This window comes from Cypionkella psychrotolerans, from assembly GCF_001294535.1.
Taxonomy (GTDB): Bacteria; Pseudomonadota; Alphaproteobacteria; order Rhodobacterales; family Rhodobacteraceae; genus Cypionkella; species Cypionkella psychrotolerans.
In genome coordinates this window covers 150,512-166,840 of sequence record NZ_LGIC01000090.1, presented here as the reverse complement: position 1 = coordinate 166,840, position 16,329 = coordinate 150,512, and the positions used below count along the sequence as shown (strand labels likewise).

The window sequence follows — 16,329 nt, the reverse complement described above, 5'->3', positions numbered from 1 at the left end:
GATGACATTTTCAGATAAGATTCAGACAAAGAGACCGCCATAAGGGCAGGATTTTTGCAGTTTCAGCGCAATTTGACCCGCAGCATCTGATAGGACAGCGGCGGCGGTGTGGCGCTCAGGGTGTCTCCGTCAATTCTGGCACCGCTGGCCTTTTGCGGCACAACCGCCATCGGATTGGCAGAGGTGTTGACCGCGCCCATGTCAGCATGGGTCATCACCTGATGGTCGACCACCTGCGCCGCACCCGCGAAACCGTGCAGTGAAACCGCCATGTCCAGCGCCTCGGTCGGATGGCGGTTGACGACGAAGAAGGTCAGCACGCCTGTCTCAGTATCATGCACACCCGAGACGTCGAGATAGGGCACGTTCTTGGCGGCTTCAGCATCATAGCCTGGGCTGCTGACCGCCAAGTTCAGCGCCGTGCCGCGCCCGAAGATTGAGGCGAAATAATAGGGATAGTAGATGGTTTGCCGCCACGCCTTGCCCATCGGATCGGTCATGATCGGCGCAATCAGGTTCACCAGTTGTGCAATGCAGGCGATCTTCACCACGTTGGCTTTGCGGATGAAGGTGTTCAGGATGCAGCCGACTTGCAGCACATCCTCAAAATTATAGATGTCCTCCAGCAAGCGCGGCGCGTGCGGCCAACCCGCATTACCCTACAAAATCGCCTTGTCCTGCTCGTTGGAATGATACCAGACGTTCCATTCGTCAAAGCTGATATAGACATCATACTTGGAGCGCTTGTTGGCCTTCACCATCTTGATCGTCGATTCAATCGTGCTGATGTAGCGGTCGATTTTTTCGTTCGACGCCAGATAGTTGCCGGTATTCTTGGCGCGATTGGCGAAATACATATGCAGGCTGATGTAACCCACCCACTCGTAGGTGTGCATCTCACACGATGCGTTCCCATTCGGGATAAGTCTTCATGTCGGCGTTGGAGGACCCACAAACGATCAACTCCAGCCCTTTGTCGAAAGCACGCAGGGTTTTGGCGACCTCATTGGCCAGACGGCCATATTCATCGGCAGTCTCGTGGCCGATCTGCCAAGGGCCGTCCATCTCATTGCCAAGGCACCATAGACGGTAGTTGAACGGTTCCTCCCGGCCATTCTTGGCGCGCAGATCGCCCCAATGGCTGCCGGTCGGACCGTTGACATATTCGACAAAGTTACGCGCATCATCGAGGTCCCGTGAGCCGAGGTTGATCGCCAGCATCATCTGGGTGCCGACGGTGTCGTACCAATCCTGAACTTCGTGCACGCCCACCTGATTGGCGTCCGAGGTGTGCCAAGCCAGATTCAGCCGCACCGGGCGCAGATCCTTCGGGCCGATGCCATCTTCCCAGTAGTTATAGGCCGAAACGAAATTGCCGCCGGGATTGCGCACGAAGGGAATGTTCAGATCGCGCATCGGCTCCGCCACATCGCCGCGCATGCTATTGGCATCGGCCGTCGGGCTCGTAGATACCCGTGTAGATCGTGCGGCCAAGATATTCGAGGAAGGCCGACTAAATCCGGTTGTCGATCTGGGCGATGGTGAAGTCTTTATGCGCGGTAACGCTGGCTTTCATAGAATCGTCCTCCCCGACGGGCCCTCGCAGGGGAGGCATTAATATCGAAGTAATGGATATACATCAGGAGGTCAGGTCTATCGTCAAGCACCCTTAAGCCTAGCGATGTATGATCAACCGCATCACGATGTCTTGGTCGTAATTACCAAAACCGCGCCCGAAGATGTTCAACCCACCGGGATGGCGCGCATCGTCTTTCACTGCGATGCGCAACCGGATTGAGCGGTGCGCGCCAAGATCGAGGTCTTTCAGTGACAGCGGCGACATCTTCCGCCCGTCGATATAGCTGGCATCCGCCGTGACACGTACCGATTTCAACCTGCCGTATTGGCTGCCTTTCAGCTTCCACCAATTTGGCGTGTAAACCCCGCGCTGATCGCCGTAATCGCCGGGCGAGGTCCAAGTGCCAATGTCGGTCTGATTGATCGAAAAGGTGATATCGCTAGGCCAGTCGGCGGCGGTGCCGGGCACCTCGGAGGACAGCTCCATCGAGAATTCCACCGCATCCAACTGCCCATTCATCAGCTTGATATTGTTTGGAAATTGGTATTCGACATAGCCACGGGTGAACCAAATCAACCCCGCACTCATCCGGCCCGGATCAAGGAATGTATCGGGCACATCCAAGAGGCCGATGATACCATCGCCGGAACACAACCCACAGGGCGCTGACACTTCGCAACTGGTGTACAGGCCCAGTGGCATTGCGACTTCAATCGTATCGGCACCATCGCTGGCGGGATCTTTCTTGAACATCACCAGAACTTCGTCAAACAGCGTGTGACACAGCTTCTGATTGCCCTTCTTGGCACGCAGAGTTTCGGTGCGGATCAGGCCTGCATCTTCCAGCACCTGCACATTTGCCGAGACCGAGGATTGCGGCATCGACAGCGCTGCGGCGATGGCATTGACGTTCTGCGGCCCCTCATCATGCAGCAGTTTCAGGATGCTGACGCGCACCGCAGAAGCCAGCGCCTTCAGAGTTTCGATACCCTCAACCGGGTCGACGATCAGAAAATTGCGGCTCATACCGGTGGCCTTTCGCGGGATTGACCATGTGTATCAGCTTTTTTGGTTTGATCAAACTTTTGGCCGAGCCACCGAGCCGCGCAGGATCAGATCGCAGTCAATTTTGATGCGGGCAGGCGACAGCGGACGGCCCAAAGCGGCGCGATCCAGCAGTTCGGCCACCGCCCAACGGGCCATTTCCTCGTGTGGCAGGATCATCGTGGTCAGCGGCGGGCGCAGGGTGGCGGCGATATAGTCATTGTCAAAGCCGATTACCGAGACATCCTCGGGCACGCGCAGGCCGCGTTCAGCCAAAGCCTCGTGGCAGCCCAAAGCAATGCGATCATTGAAGCAGAAAATCGCGGTGGGCGGCTTCGGCAAATCCAGCAGTTGAAATGTCACTTCGCGGCCTGAGGCAACGGTCCAGACCGGGCCTGTCAGCAGCTCCGGCGCGAAGGCGATGTCGTGCGAGGCCAGCGCGCGGCTTCGCCCAGCCTTCGTCCGTGATATGCGCCATACGGCTGTGCCCGGCATGGATCAGCGCCTCGGTCGCGCATAAGCTCCGGTGACGTCGGCGGGCACAACCGAGACGTAGCTGGCCCCAGCGACATGGCAGTTCAGCAGGATTGTCGGCACGATGGCGAGCGCCACAGGCGGCTGCACCGTGCGCGTCATCAGCGAGGTGTAAAGCACGCCGATCAGGGCGCTGCCCGCCAAAACCTCCAGCGCCGCAGCCTCGGTCTGCGCATCCCCCGGTGCAATAGACCGCCACCAGCGCGCCTTGACGGGCGGCTTCCAACCGCGCGCCTTCGATGAATTGCGTGGCAAACAGGGTGGCCATCACCTCGTCAATCAGCAGGCCAATCCCCCTCACATCGCTGGAGCGGGCAAGGCCGGGTTTGCGCAAATAACCCATCTCCTCAGCAATGGCGCGGACCTTTTCGCGGGTGTCCTCCGAGATACGGGCGTTCTTCACCCCGCCCAAAACCAGCGAAACCGTGGCCTGCGAGACCCCCGGCCCTTTGGGCAAATCCGTCATCGTGGCGCGTTTGGTTATCGCTATGGTCCGTAGCTGTCCCGGATGGTTGTGACGACTCGGCTTGTGGGATACGGCGATAATATTATTACTAAAATATAATCAAGCTAGGGAAGTAACCGTGACACAGCGTGAACAGATCAGCTTGGATGGAGTTTGGCAGTTCTCGCATGAGGGTGGCGCTTCGCGAGAAGCGATAGTTCCGGGGCCGTGGAAAGCGCAATTCGCCGATCTGCGGCAGGCGTCGGGGTGTGCGGTCTATCGGCGCGAATTTGCCGGATTTGATCTGACGGGGCGTGTGGCGGTACTGTGCTTTGGGGCCGTCAGCTATCTGGCCGAGGTTTGGTTAAACGGACATCTGTTGGGATCGCACGAGGCGGGTATCTGCCGTTTGAATTCGTGCTGACGGATGAAATACTACACGATAACAATTAGATAGAAGTGCGGGTTTTGCTGCCAGGCGATGCCGAGATCGCCCCTGCTTTTGCCGAAATCCCGCATGGCAAGCAAAGCTGGTATGGCCCGATTGGCGGCATCTGGCAGCAGGTCAGGCTGGAGCTGCGTGCGCCCGTGCATCTGCAGCATTGCGCGATTTCGGCGGGTGTTTTGGGTCGTGGTGCGGTCGTGTTGGAAGTGTCGAGGCTGGCTGCGGCGGGGCTTGAGGTGCTGGATGGCGCGGGCCGGGTGGTAGGCGAGGGCAGGCTTGCGGCTGGGGAATCCCAGACGCAACTTCTGGTGACAAACCCAGCGCTGTGCTCGCCGGATCAGCCAAATCTTTAACATCTGCGGGTCAGATTAGCGGGCGATACCACGCTGCACCGCTTCGGCTTTCGCAGCTTTGAAACGCGGGCAGGGCCGTTTTTCCTCAACGGTGAATCCTATTACATGCGCGCGGCCTTGGATCAGGATTACTATCTCGAGGGCATCTGCACCCCGCCCTCGATGGGGTTTCTGGAGGACCAACTTCATAAGGCCAAGGCGCGGGGCCTGAATATGCTGCGCTGTCACATCAAGGTGCCAGACCCGCGCTATTATGAAGTGGCGGATCGGCTGGGGATGCTGATCTGGACAGAAATGCCAAATGTTGGTCAATTCACCACCGCCTCGGCGCGTCGGATGCGCGAGACGATGGAGAGGATTTTGAGGCGCGATGGCAATGCGCCCTGCATCGTGATCTGGACGCTGATCAACGAAGATTGGGGCGCCCGGCTTTGCGAAGATCCGGCGCATCGGGCTTGGCTGGCGGCGGAATATGATTGGTTAAAGCAGCGCGATCCGTCGCGGCTGGTGGCCGATATCTCACCCTGCCACGGCAATTTCCATATGAAATCTGACATCAATGATTTCCACTATTACCGCTCGGTGCCAGAACGGCGCAGCGAATGGGACGCGCTGACCGCTGAGTTCGCGGCGGGTGCGGATTGGACCTACACGCCGTTTGGTGATCGCCAGCGCAGCGGGTCCGGGCCGCTGGTGGTGTCGGAGTTTGGCGTCTGGGGACTGGCCAATCCTGCGCAGGTGCAGATCAATGGAGCCGAGCCGTGGTGGATGGAAACCGGCGGCGCTTGGGGTGAAGGCACGGCCTATCCGCATGGCATCGAGAACCGTTTTAACACCCTGCGGCTTGCGATAGTGTTCGGCGATTTCAGCCGGTTTGTTCAAGCCGCGCAGTGGTATCAATTCGCCAATCTGAAATATCAGATCGAGGTGATGCGGTCTTGGCCGCAGATCATCGGCTATGTGATCACCGAATTTACCGATGTCCATTGGGAGTCTAACGGACTTCTGGATATGAACCGCAACCCCAGAGTGTTTCACGATCAATTTGCACAAATTAACGCTTATTTGGTGATCGTGCCAAGGGTCACGCATTACGCGGGCCGGTTGGGGGAGGCGTTCCAGTTCGGGTTGGCACTGGCGATGGGCGGGAAGGCAGTAAATGCTGCGGTGGCGGGCCGAGGCGCCGATCGGCGAGATTGCCGTCTCGGGGGAGGCGCATCAGGTGGTGGAGCTGGGGCAGACCGGCTTGCAGATTGCAGCGGGGCCAATCGGATGCTGCTGGTGGAGTTTGTGCCGGAAACCGCTGGGGTAGAGCCTGCGCGCAACCAGATTGAGATAGCGGTTTACGATACCCCAACCACGCAAAGCCTGCCTAAGATCGCGACCACTGACGCAGCTTTTGCAGCGCATTGTGCGGCGCTGGGCTGTGTGGTGGTGGATGCAGAGTCGGCAGATGTGACGGTGGTGCTGGCGCTGGACGCGACCGATATCACCCTGATGCAGGCCGGTGCGCTATCTATTGATTTAGGATGAAAATACTGAAATTAAAGGGAAAATACGCCTTGACCCGCCCCATCGCGAGCAACTGTTCATCCCGCCTGTCGATGAGGTTCCTGGCCTGCCGAGCAGCATAGAAGGACAGTTGCCGAACATGCTGCTACACGCACGGCACGGTTCAATGTGGCGGGGCGATTGGATTGCGGGCTTTTCGTGGATCCGGCGCGATGGGGTGTTTGCTGACATGTCTGGCGAGCCGCTGGTTGATCTGTCGCTGGATCGGGTGATCCCGCATCATGTGCTGACGGGCTTTCGCGCTTGGGAATATGGCGGCCCTTTGTATGCGGGCATCGTAGTTCGCTGGGCACATAAACCCGCCGCGCTGATTGCAGAGCGCCGGATCGGACGCGGTGGTTTGGTCGCGACAACCTTCCGTCTCCCCAACGATGCGCCGGGGGTTGGTCCGGTGGCGCAATATCTGCTGGATGCGCTGATCCGGTTGGCAGCGCAAACCGCGCCCGATACGATATAGATATCCTACTAATAGATGTATATCTGAAATTATGTTTTACATATCCGCGCCCGCATCCCTACTCTTGGGTTGAGCGAGGAGTCGGGCTTGCGTTCGAGGAGGAGCGCGGCCCAAACCATTTTTCCGTGACAGTTTGCCCCGCAGGCGCCAGCGGGGTGCGACAACAGCAAAAGGCGCAGCGGCGATATGCCCCGCTACGCAGGGAGGAATAACGCGATGAAGAAGCTTTTGAGTGCCGTTGCCGTGTCTGTCATGATGTTGGCGCAGACGGCGATGGCGAAGGAAACCGTGGTCTGGTGGGATTTCCTCAGCGGCGGTGACGGCGCGCGGATGAAGACACTGATCGAAAAGTTCAACGCGGAACATGCCGACAGCATCGAAATTCAAGCGACAACGCTGGAATCGGGCGTGCCGTTTTACACCAAGGTGCAAACTGCGGCTGCCGTCGGTGAAGGTCAGGACGTGATGATCTATCATCTGTCGCGGCTGCCCTTGGGCGTCTCAACTGGCACGCAGTCCGAGATAACCCCCGAAGATCTGGCTTCGGTCGGGCTGAAGGCCGAAGACTGCGCCGCCGCAAACCTCCAAGCCGCACAGGTCGATGGCAAGCTTTACGCCGTGCCCTTCGATATGCATGCCGCTGTGCTATATTATAACTGGGACATGCTGGCGAAAGCCGGGTTGATCGGTGCGGATGGTCTGCCGACGGGCCTTGACGGCATCGACAACTTCACCGCCGCGCTGAAAAAGCTGCAAGAGGGCGGCGCGGAATATGGCATCTCGATCCACGATGGCGCGGGCGACTCGCTGTGGCGGATTTTCTATTCGCTGTTTGGTCATCAGGACGGCAAGTTCCTGACGGATGAGGGCTTTCTGACCGGCGATAACCTCGACAAAGCGGTGAAAGCCACCGAAGTGATTCAGAACAGGGTGAAAGACGGCTATGCCCCAGCCTCGATCAAGTATCCCGCCTCGATCGCGCTGTTCACTGGTGGCAAAGCGGCGATGCACATCAATGATGTCTGGGAAGTCCCGACGATGACCGACCTGAAAGCCAAGGGTGAGCTGTTTGAATGGAGCGCGATCCAACTGCCGACATTCTTTGATCACCCCGCGACTTGAGCCGACAGCCATGCCTTTGCCATCCCGAACAACGTCGGCAAAGAGATGACGCCCGAGAAGAAAAAGGCGGTGCTGGAGGTGATTGCATGGATGAACAAGAACTCGACCTTCTGGGTGGCGGCTGGCCATCTGCCCGCCTATACTCAGGCGCGGGATAAAGACGAGTTCCGTAACATTCAGCCAAATGCCACCTCTGCCAAACTGGCCGATACCGCGATCTTTGATCTGTCCTCGGTTCTGGCCGGTGTGGCGTCACCAGTTTACGACGCGGCCGGCAACTTCCTGATGCCTGCGGTGAACGGCGAGGTGACCGCGCAAGAAGCCATGGAAGCCATGCGCGATGATCTGAACGGTCAGGCCGAATAACCCACTGACCCTCGGGCTCTGCTGGCGTAACCTTCCGCGCCAGCAGAGTTTTTCGGCCTTCATTCAGGGGTTGCCCATGTCGAAATATCGTGGCTCGGAAGTGATGACGGCCTTTGTGCTGTTGGTGCCGTTTGTGATCGTTTACGCGGTGCTGTTCGTCTATCCGACGCTGAAAATGGTGGCGATGACCTTCACCAAGGCCACGCTGATCGGAGAAGGTGAGTGGGTGGGTCTGAAGAATTACTCCCGCCTATTCAAGGACAAGCTGTTCTTCAATGCCGTCACCAACACCTTCTATTTCGTGGCGCTGACGGTGATCCCTTCGACGCTGCTCGGATTGTTCGTGGCGATGGGAGTCAATCGGCTGAAAGGCTGGCTGCAAAGCGTGCTGCTGGCCTGCTTTTTCATCCCCTATATCCTGCCGGTTTCGGTGGTCTATCGCACATGGAACTGGATGCTCGACAGCCAGTTTGGCATCGCGCAATACCCGATTGCGATGATCGTTGGCGGCAATGTGGCGATCTTTCGCACGGTTTCCTTGTTCATGCCAACGGTAGCGTGGATCACGGTGTGGTGGCTGATCGGCTTTAACATCCTGCTGTTCATCGCCGGGCTGCGTAATATCTCGTCCGAGAGTTATGAGGCGGCCCGCTTGGATGGCGCGACGCGCTGGCAGATGTTTCGCCGCATCACTTGGCCGCTGATCTGGCCGATCACCGTGCTGGTGGCTACCATTCAGTTGATCATGCAGTTGAAGATTTTCGATTAGGTCTATCTGTTCACCCAAGGCGGGCAGTCAGATCGCACCATGGTGCTGGTGCAACTGATCTACGGCTCGGCTTTCCAGAAAAATCAGGGCGGCTATGGTGCGACGATTGCGCTGATCCTGTTCCTGCTGATCGTGGTGCTGTCGGTGCTGCAATATCAACTTTTGCGGGCGCGGGGCGAGAAATGACGGCGATCAGCAACCCCTCCGCCCGCCGCATCAACCACGCTGCCGGAGCCTTGACGGCGTTGAACGTGCTGGTGGCGATCTTTTGGGCCTTCCCGATCTATTGGGTGCTGGTCACCACGCTGAAGCCCGAGCAAGACATCGTCCGCCCCGGCATTGATCTGTGGCCGGATCGGCTGACCTTTGACGCCTATACCTATGTGTTGTTCAACACCCAGATCGGCCAATGGTATCTGAATTCACTTGTGACGGCGGGCTCGGTGACCTTCGCGGTGGTGCTGATGAGTGCCGCGGCGGGCTATGCGATTTCGCTGTTGGAGTTTCCGGGGCGAAAGCTTTTGTGGTGGCTGATCCTCGCCAGTTTCATGGTGCCAATCCCAGCGCTGATCGTGAACCACTTCGTGCTGATGAGCCAAATCAAGCTGCTCAACACTTGGGCCGGGGTGATCTTGCCACAGCTTTTGGCCCCGGTCACTGTGATGATCTACAAACAGTTTTTCGACAGCGTTCCCAAAGAGTTCCGCGAAGCGGCGGTGATGGATGGTGCCACGCAGATGCAACTACTGTTCCGGCTTTATCTGCCGATGAACTGGGGTATCACCACGGCACTGGCGATCATCACCTTCATCGGCGCGTGGAACCAGTTTCTCTGGCCCTTCCTTGCGGTGACCACGCAAGACAAGATGAACGTCACCGTCGGGATCACCCAAGTCACCGATGCGTTTGGGGTAAAATACGCCCGCGATCTGGCCTCTGCGGTGTTGGCGGGCCTGCCGGTGGCTTTGGTGTACCTGATCTTTCAACGCCGGGTGACGCAAGCGATCATGCTGACGGTGGGGATCCAGGGATGAGTGCGATGCAAGGGGAGCGCGCCTGATGGCTTCGGTCGAGTTGCAAAATATCAGCAAGGTGTTCGGCGGCCTTCGGGTGATCGACAATCTGAACCTGACGGTGCCGGATGGCTCGTTCACCGCATTGTTGGGGCCGTCGGGGTGCGGCAAATCCGCCTTGTTGCGGATGATCGCGGGGCTGGAGCAGATCTCGGAAGGTCGCGCGCTGATTGGTGGTGTTGACATCACCAACGAGGAACCGGCGCGGCGCAAAGTGGCGATGGTGTTCCAGTCCTACGCGCTTTACCCGCATCTGACGGTCGAGGAAAACGTCTGCTTCTCGCTGTCGCTGGCCGGGATGCCAAAAGCCGCCCAAAAAGAACGCGCGGCCGGGGTGGCGAAGATGCTGCAACTGGAATCGCTGATGGCCCGTCGCCCGGCGCAACTATCCGGCGGGCAGCGCCAGCGCGTCGCCATTGGCCGGGCCTTGGCGCGCAACCCGGAAGTGTTCTTGTTTGACGAGCCACTCTCAAACCTAGACGCCATGCTGCGGGTGCAGATGCGGCTGGAACTCACCAAACTGCACAAGGATCTGAAAACCACGATGATCTATGTCACCCATGATCAGGTCGAGGCGATGACCTTGGCCGATCAGATCGTGGTGCTGGAAAAGGGCAAGATCCAGCAGGTCGGCTCGCCTTGGCAGTTGTACAACCAGCCCGCCAACCGCTTTGTCGCCAGCTTCATTGGCTCGCTGGGGATGAACTTTCTGCCCGCGCGCGCCACGCCTTCGGGGCAGGGGGCCACGGTGGCTCTGGGCGACAGCACGCGGATTGACCTCCCGCTGCGGATGACAGCGGCGCAGCCGGTAGAACTTGGCATCCGCCCCGAGCATCTGCACTTGGTTGCAGCAGGCACGGGCGATATTGCGGGCAAAGCCCTGCTGGTGGAATATCTCGGCAATACCTCTTACGCCTATATCGAGTCTGCCTTCGGGCAGGTCATTGTCGAGGCGGATGGCTCGGAAAGCCTCGAAACCGGGCCACCGTGGGGCTGAGCATCGACCGTGACAAGCTGCATGTGTTTGATCAAACCGGGCTGGCTTTGGCGCAGGTCTGATCCCTCGAAATGGCTATGGCCTTTGCGCAAGGCTGCGGGCAAACTTGTGCCATGCCCGTTTGAGGAAATCTTGCCATGACATCGGCCCGCCCAGCGGATTCCGCATCGCTGCCGGACAGGCCCGGCCCCTACGATGCCGATACGCCGGCCGAGGATGATCTGTGGTTTCTTCCCGAAGACGCTGCGGATAACGCCGCGCAACCCGGCCCGCGCGCTGATCACGCACCGCTGTTCAACATTCAAGATTGGCGGACAACCGAGGCCAATCTTTCAGGCGATCTTGCGGCCTTGTGCTTTGATTTCGGTCGCTTGCAGGAAAGATTGCACAGTTCAGGGCAAGGCGCGTTGCATCGCTTGGCGTTGCAAGAGGCGGCAGGCTTGGGTTGGTGGCTGGGCGAGCGGATCAGCGCGGATCGGCTGGCGCTGTGGCTCAGCCTGCGCCAAGGCGCCGTCGACGATGGCGCGCAGGCGCTGGCCCGCGCGGCTTGGGCGGTGCGGCGGTTGCAAGCCCCGCAGGTTGCAAGCCGCGATTGGGCTGGGCGCATCGCCGCACATTTGGGTCTGACGCAGCCGCCACCCGACCGGGTTTTTGAAGTTGCTGCCAGCCTTAACGGCGCGGAGGGTCTGCACCGCGTCACCCAAGGCGCTTTGCTGTTCCACCTTTGGCGTGCCGCCTCTGACGGCCCCGGTCGTGATGTTGAAGCGGCAGTGCTGGGCGCAAGACTTGCAGCGACGACCGGATTTTTACCGTTGGCCTTGGTGGGATTGACCGCGCTGACTGTCTCAGGCTCAGCCGAGCGGCGCTTGACCGGATGGATCAGCGGCGCGCACCAAGCGGTGCTGGCGGCGCTTTTGCATTTGGACCGGGTGCAGGCGTGGCAAAGCCATGCCACGCAGGCGGTGGCCGATTTGTCGGGCCGCACGCCCAGTTTACTGGTGGCTTTGCTGGCGCGCTGGCCGATGGTCTCCGCCCCGATGGCCGAGGCGGAAACCGCGGCAAGTCGCGCCGCCGTACAGCGCAACTTGCAGAGTCTCACCCAGCGCAACCTGATCCGCGAAGTCACTGGGCAGGGCCGTTATCGGCTGTGGACGGCGCGGATTTAGCCGTGTGGCTTTAGGCCACCGCCCCCATCGCGCGCGAGGCCAGCAATCGGGCCATGGTTTCGCCCATGCTCGACGGGTTTGGCGCAACCGTGATGCCTGCGGCCTCCAGCAAGACCACCTTTTCCTGTGCGCTTTCGCCAAAGGCGCTGACGATGGCCCCCGCATGGCCCATCTTGCGGCCTTTGGGGGCTGACAGCCCGGCGATATAGGCGACCACGGGCTTTTTCATATGATCGCGCGCATAGATCGCGGCTTCCGCCTCTTGCGGCCCCCCGATTTCCCCGATCATCATCACCGCATCCGTCTCTGGGTCCGCTTCAAAGAGCGCCAGAATATCACGGAAGCTCGATCCGTTGATAGGATCGCCGCCGATGCCGACGCTGGTGGAAACTCCCAAGCCAAGGTCTTTCAACTGGCTCGCCGCCTCATAGCCCAAAGTGCCAGACCGCCCGATGATGCCAATACGCCCCGGCAGATAGATATGCGGTGGCATGATGCCCATAAAGCCACGACCGGGAGAGATCACGCCCGCGCAATTCGGTCCGATCAGCCGCAATTTACGCTCCGCTGGATAGCGGCGCAAAAACCGCTTCAGCTTCATCATGTCTTGGCTGGGGATGCCGTCGGTCACGCAAACTGCAGTGCGGATACCAGCGTCGGCGGCCTCCATAATCGCATCGGCGGCGAAGGGTGGCGGTACGAACACCAGCGAGGCTTCGGCCCCGGTCGCCTCCACCGCCTCACGCACGGTGTTGAACAACGGCAGGCCAAGATGGACCTCGCCGCCCCGGCCGGGAGTGACGCCGCCGACAACATTGGTGCCGTATTTGATCATGTCGGCGGCGTGAAAGCTGCCGATGCGGCCCGACATGCCTTGCACGATGACGCGGGTTTTTTCCGTAATGAGAATGGCCATGGGGTCCTCCTATGCAGCTTGGCGGGGGCGGGAAGTCGAGGCAGCGACGGCAGCCGCCGCAGCCTCGGCCAGCGTGTCGGCAGAGATCAGCGGCAGGCCCGAGGCTGCAATGATCGCGCGGCCTTCATCGACATTGGTGCCCGCAAGACGCACCACGACTGGGATGGTCAGTCCAACCTCGCGGTAGGCTTGCACCACGCCTTCGGCCACCCAATCGCAGCGGTTGATGCCCGCGAAAATGTTCACCAAGATCACCGAGACATTGCCGTCCGCCAGCACGGTGCGGAACGCCCGCACCACACGTTCGGGGCTGGCGCCGCCGCCGATGTCGAGGAAGTTGGCAGGCTCGCCGCCCGCCAGCTTGATCATATCCATCGTCGCCATCGCGAGGCCCGCACCATTGATGATGCAGCCGATATCGCCGTCAAGCCCGACATAAGACAGCCCATGATCGCCCGCCGTGCTTTCGCGCGGGTCTTCTTGAGAACGATCGCGCAACTCGGCAATCTCGGGGCGGCGGAACAAGGCATTGGTGTCAAACGACATTTTCGCATCCAGCGCCACCAGATCACCGGTGCCGGTGATCACCAGCGGGTTGATCTCGACCATCACGGCATCCAAATCGCGGTAGGCGCGGTAGCAGGCGCGCAGGGTCGCAACCATCTGCGCAATCTGTCCGCCCTTTAGGCCAAGCTGGAATGCGAGTTCGCGGGCTTGGAATTCGGACAGCCCCACCGCCGGGTCAATCGTCATCCGGCGAAGCGAGTTCGGATCGCTCTCCGCCAGATCTTCAATCTCAATGCCGCCATGCGCCGAGGCCACAATCATGATGCGTTCGGATTGCCGATCGAGCACGAAGCCGAGGTAAAGCTCTTGCGCAATCTCGGACGCGGCCTCGACCCAAACCCGGTAAACCCCCTTGCCCTTGGCATCGGTCTGCTTGGTCACCAACTGCTTGCCGAACAAAGTCCCGGCAAAAGCCTGTACCTCGTCCGCCGAGCGGCACAGCTTGACACCGCCCGCAGCCCCACGGCCACCGGAATGGATCTGCGCCTTGACGACCCAAGCCGAGCCACCGAGTTCCCGAGCCCGATACCCCGCCTGTTCCGGGCTATAGGCCAGCCCGCCGCGCGGCACCGGCACGCCGAAGCGGGCAAGGATTTCCTTGGCCTGATATTCGTGAATGTCCATCTGTTCCCCCTTTCAGCGTGCAGCAATGGCGTCGGCGAGTACCAGCACGTTCATCGCCATTTTTTCCGAAGCTGCGTCGATCATCCGGCCATCCAGTTGCGCAGCCCCCTTGCCCATCGAGGCCGCCTTTTTCAGCTCCTCAATGATCCGGCGCGCGCGGGTAACTTCAGTATCCGGGGGCGAGAACACCTCGTTCGCCAAAGCCACCTGCGTCGGATGGATCGCCCATTTGCCCTCGCAGCCCAAAGCCGCCGCCCGGCGTGCGCCATCCTTGTAGCCCTCAGGATCGCTGAAATCGCCAAACGGTCCATCAATCGCGCGCAACCCGTAAGCCCGGCAAGCCACCACCATCCGACTGATCGAGGCGTGCCACTGATCGCCCGGATAATGCGGGTTCAAACCGCCGATGTTGGTGGTGCGCGCCCGCATCGAGGCCGCAAAATCCGCGACGCCAAAGTGCAACGCCTCCAGCCGCCCACCAAACTGTGCGATGGCCTCGACATTCGCCATCCCGAGGGCGGTTTCAATCAGCGCCTCCAGCCCCACACGGTTGGTCAACCCCTTGGCCTGCTCGATCTGATTGACCATCGCCTCGACCATATAGAGATCGCCGGTGACGCCAACTTTCGGCACCAGCAGGGTATGCACCCGGCTCCCGGCCTGCTCCATCACATCGACCACATCACGGTACATGTAATGCGTATCCAGCCCGTTGATCCGCACCGAAACCGTCTTGCCCTTGGCGGCCCAGTCGATGTCATTCAGCGCCTGAATGGCGTTTTTGCGCGCCTGATCCTTTTCCGAAGGCGCAATCGCATCCTCCAGATCCAGGAAAACGTAATCAGCGGGGCCTTCGGCGGCCTTGTCGATCATCGTCGGGTTGGAGGCCGGAACCGCCAGTTCCGAACGTTGCAGCCGGGGTTTGCGAAGCGGGTGAAGTGTGTGGCTCATGGGTTTTCTCCGGGTTATTCTGCTGCAAGGTGAAGGGATTGTGCGGCTTTGGCATAGACGGCCTGTGCCGCCGCGACGCCCGAGCCAAAGGTCAAACTGACCCCCGCCTCGACCAAAGCGAGCTCAGCAATCGCGATGGCGGTCAGACACGACCCCTCATTCAGATCGCCGATATGACCAATGCGGAACGCTTTGCCTGCCAGCGGCCCAAGGCCCGATCCGAACGAGGCGTTGTAGCGGTCGTAGCCAATGCGGATCACTTCGCGGGCATCGACACCCTCGGGGGTGCGGATCGCGGTGACGGTATCAGAGGCCAGCGAGGGATGCTCGGCGCAGGTTTGCAGACCCCAAGCGCTGACTGCGGCGCGCACACCTGCGCCAAGTCGGTGATGGCGGGCATGGATGTTTTCAAGGCCTTCCTCCAGCATACGATCCAAGGATTTGCGCAAGCCATGCAGCAGTTGCGTCGGCGGGGTGTAGGGGAAATATCCCCCGGAATTGTGCTTCAACTGATCGGCAAAATCGAAATAGCAGCGCCGTCCGGTCGCGGTTTTTGAAGCCATCAAAGCCTTCTGGCTGACCCCCAAAATCCCCAAACCGGCAGGCATCATAAAGCCCTTCTGGCTGCCGGTGACCGCCAGATCGACGCCCCAATCGTCCATCCGAAACTCCAGACAGCCAATCGACGACACGCCATCAACGAACAGCAACGCATCATGCATCGCCTCATCCAAAGCCCGCCGCAGGGCAGCGACAGAAGATGTGACGCCCGTGGCGGTTTCATTGTGGGTCAGGAAAACCGCCTTGATCTCACCGCGCTTATCCGCCCCCAAACGCCGGGCAAATTCGCTGATCGGCGCACCAGCGCCCCACGGCAGGTCGACCACCTCGACATCCAGCCCCAGCCGCTGCGCCATGTCCACCCATAGGGTCGAGAACTGGCCGTGCCGCGCCATCACCACCTTATCGCCCGGCGAAAGCGTGTTGGTGATCGCCGCTTCCCAAGCCCCGGTGCCAGAGCCCGAAAACATCATCACCTCACCCGAGGTGGTGCGGAAGACCTTTTTCAGATCGCGGAACAGCTCCAGATTGCCGGCGCCAAAATCATGCGCGCGCTGATCCTGCATCGCCACGTTCATGGCTTGCCGCACGACTTCCGGCACGTTGGTCGGGCCGGGAATGAATAGGTGATTGATGCCAGTACGCATGTGTCCTCCACGGTTGTTACAGCAGTGATTGCACCGCTGCAAAATTGTGCAAAGTGAAAATTGGTTGTGCTGTGAATGCGAAAGTTTACAAACTTACAATTCTGTAATATTGTAAAGCTGACAAATCATAGATTGTGTGCG

Annotated in this window: 21 protein-coding genes and 1 pseudogene; 11 read left to right on the top strand and 11 right to left on the bottom strand. The window is 59.8% G+C overall.

Annotation, left to right across the window (positions count from 1 at the left end; genetic code table 11):
* Positions 1 to 62 precede the first annotated feature (62 nt).
* The 7 genes and pseudogenes from AKV04_RS27435 to AKV04_RS27955 form a co-directional block, all read right to left on the bottom strand.
* On the bottom strand, positions 63 to 629 hold the full coding sequence (locus AKV04_RS27435) for an alpha-L-arabinofuranosidase C-terminal domain-containing protein (protein WP_235815757.1): 567 nt from the start codon (positions 627 to 629) through the stop codon (positions 63 to 65).
* Between the two features lie 30 nt (positions 630 to 659).
* Positions 660 to 896: a hypothetical protein gene (locus tag AKV04_RS27430; protein ID WP_235815756.1), complete on the bottom strand. Its 237-nt coding sequence runs from the start codon at positions 894 to 896 to the stop codon at positions 660 to 662.
* A 1-nt stretch (position 897) separates the two neighbouring features.
* Positions 898 to 1,416, bottom strand: a complete 519-nt coding sequence (locus tag AKV04_RS27425; RefSeq protein WP_235815755.1) for a hypothetical protein — start codon at positions 1,414 to 1,416, stop codon at positions 898 to 900.
* Between the two features lie 259 nt (positions 1,417 to 1,675).
* Positions 1,676 to 2,605 (bottom strand): ArsR/SmtB family transcription factor, encoded by a 930-nt coding sequence (locus tag AKV04_RS24210; protein ID WP_054008964.1) that lies wholly within the window; start codon positions 2,603 to 2,605, stop codon positions 1,676 to 1,678.
* 51 nt (positions 2,606 to 2,656) lie between these two features.
* Positions 2,657 to 3,118 carry a substrate-binding domain-containing protein gene (locus AKV04_RS25895; protein WP_082351836.1) on the bottom strand — a complete coding sequence of 154 codons (462 nt, stop codon included), beginning with the start codon at positions 3,116 to 3,118 and terminating at the stop codon, positions 2,657 to 2,659.
* Positions 3,119 to 3,121: 3 nt separating this feature from the next.
* Positions 3,122 to 3,412 carry a type 1 periplasmic-binding domain-containing protein gene (locus tag AKV04_RS26745; protein WP_082351835.1) on the bottom strand — a complete coding sequence of 97 codons (291 nt, stop codon included), beginning with the start codon at positions 3,410 to 3,412 and terminating at the stop codon, positions 3,122 to 3,124.
* Positions 3,413 to 3,500: 88 nt separating this feature from the next.
* A pseudogene (locus AKV04_RS27955) lies at positions 3,501 to 3,623 on the bottom strand (LacI family DNA-binding transcriptional regulator); the annotation flags it as partial.
* A 118-nt stretch (positions 3,624 to 3,741) separates the two neighbouring features.
* Here AKV04_RS27955 and AKV04_RS24200 point away from each other — a divergent pair.
* The 11 genes from AKV04_RS24200 (at position 3,742) to AKV04_RS24160 (ending at position 11,922) form a co-directional block, all read left to right on the top strand.
* Positions 3,742 to 4,026 carry a hypothetical protein gene (locus tag AKV04_RS24200; protein ID WP_054008963.1) on the top strand — a complete coding sequence of 95 codons (285 nt, stop codon included), beginning with the start codon at positions 3,742 to 3,744 and terminating at the stop codon, positions 4,024 to 4,026.
* A gap of 35 nt (positions 4,027 to 4,061) precedes the next feature.
* Positions 4,062 to 4,400, top strand: a complete 339-nt coding sequence (locus AKV04_RS24195) for a hypothetical protein (protein ID WP_054008962.1) — start codon at positions 4,062 to 4,064, stop codon at positions 4,398 to 4,400.
* A 105-nt stretch (positions 4,401 to 4,505) separates the two neighbouring features.
* Complete coding sequence (locus tag AKV04_RS24190) at positions 4,506 to 5,933, top strand: glycoside hydrolase family 2 TIM barrel-domain containing protein (RefSeq protein WP_054008961.1); 1,428 nt, start codon at positions 4,506 to 4,508, stop codon at positions 5,931 to 5,933.
* A gap of 118 nt (positions 5,934 to 6,051) precedes the next feature.
* A complete protein-coding gene (locus AKV04_RS24185) occupies positions 6,052 to 6,429 on the top strand; it encodes a hypothetical protein (protein WP_156317820.1) in 378 nt (125 codons plus the stop codon).
* Positions 6,430 to 6,645: 216 nt separating this feature from the next.
* Positions 6,646 to 7,551, top strand: a complete 906-nt coding sequence (locus tag AKV04_RS24180) for an extracellular solute-binding protein (protein ID WP_235815754.1) — start codon at positions 6,646 to 6,648, stop codon at positions 7,549 to 7,551.
* A 45-nt stretch (positions 7,552 to 7,596) separates the two neighbouring features.
* Positions 7,597 to 7,917, top strand: a complete 321-nt coding sequence (locus tag AKV04_RS27420; protein WP_235815753.1) for a type 2 periplasmic-binding domain-containing protein — start codon at positions 7,597 to 7,599, stop codon at positions 7,915 to 7,917.
* A gap of 76 nt (positions 7,918 to 7,993) precedes the next feature.
* Entirely contained in the window at positions 7,994 to 8,686 is a 693-nt protein-coding gene (locus tag AKV04_RS24175) for a carbohydrate ABC transporter permease (protein ID WP_235815752.1), read from the top strand.
* 39 nt (positions 8,687 to 8,725) lie between these two features.
* Positions 8,726 to 8,872 (top strand): hypothetical protein, encoded by a 147-nt coding sequence (locus AKV04_RS27415; protein WP_235815751.1) that lies wholly within the window; start codon positions 8,726 to 8,728, stop codon positions 8,870 to 8,872.
* A complete protein-coding gene (locus AKV04_RS24170; protein ID WP_054008959.1) occupies positions 8,869 to 9,720 on the top strand; it encodes a carbohydrate ABC transporter permease in 852 nt (283 codons plus the stop codon). The genes AKV04_RS27415 and AKV04_RS24170 overlap by 4 nt, the downstream gene beginning before the upstream one ends.
* Before the next feature lie 25 nt (positions 9,721 to 9,745).
* Positions 9,746 to 10,756: an ABC transporter ATP-binding protein gene (locus AKV04_RS24165; RefSeq protein ID WP_156317818.1), complete on the top strand. Its 1,011-nt coding sequence runs from the start codon at positions 9,746 to 9,748 to the stop codon at positions 10,754 to 10,756.
* A gap of 137 nt (positions 10,757 to 10,893) precedes the next feature.
* Entirely contained in the window at positions 10,894 to 11,922 is a 1,029-nt protein-coding gene (locus tag AKV04_RS24160; protein WP_054008958.1) for a helix-turn-helix domain-containing protein, read from the top strand.
* Between the two features lie 10 nt (positions 11,923 to 11,932).
* Here AKV04_RS24160 and sucD read toward each other — a convergent pair whose 3' ends face one another.
* From sucD to AKV04_RS24140, 4 genes are read right to left on the bottom strand one after another with little or no spacing between them, the layout of a single operon-like run.
* A complete protein-coding gene (gene sucD / locus AKV04_RS24155; RefSeq protein WP_054008957.1) occupies positions 11,933 to 12,838 on the bottom strand; it encodes a succinate--CoA ligase subunit alpha in 906 nt (301 codons plus the stop codon).
* 9 nt (positions 12,839 to 12,847) lie between these two features.
* On the bottom strand, positions 12,848 to 14,029 hold the full coding sequence (locus AKV04_RS24150) for a malate--CoA ligase subunit beta (protein WP_054008956.1): 1,182 nt from the start codon (positions 14,027 to 14,029) through the stop codon (positions 12,848 to 12,850).
* 12 nt (positions 14,030 to 14,041) lie between these two features.
* Positions 14,042 to 14,980, bottom strand: coding sequence for an HpcH/HpaI aldolase/citrate lyase family protein (locus tag AKV04_RS24145; RefSeq protein WP_054008955.1), 939 nt, complete (start codon positions 14,978 to 14,980; stop codon positions 14,042 to 14,044).
* A gap of 14 nt (positions 14,981 to 14,994) precedes the next feature.
* Positions 14,995 to 16,188 carry an aminotransferase class V-fold PLP-dependent enzyme gene (locus tag AKV04_RS24140; protein WP_054008954.1) on the bottom strand — a complete coding sequence of 398 codons (1,194 nt, stop codon included), beginning with the start codon at positions 16,186 to 16,188 and terminating at the stop codon, positions 14,995 to 14,997.
* Positions 16,189 to 16,329: the final 141 nt, after the last annotated feature.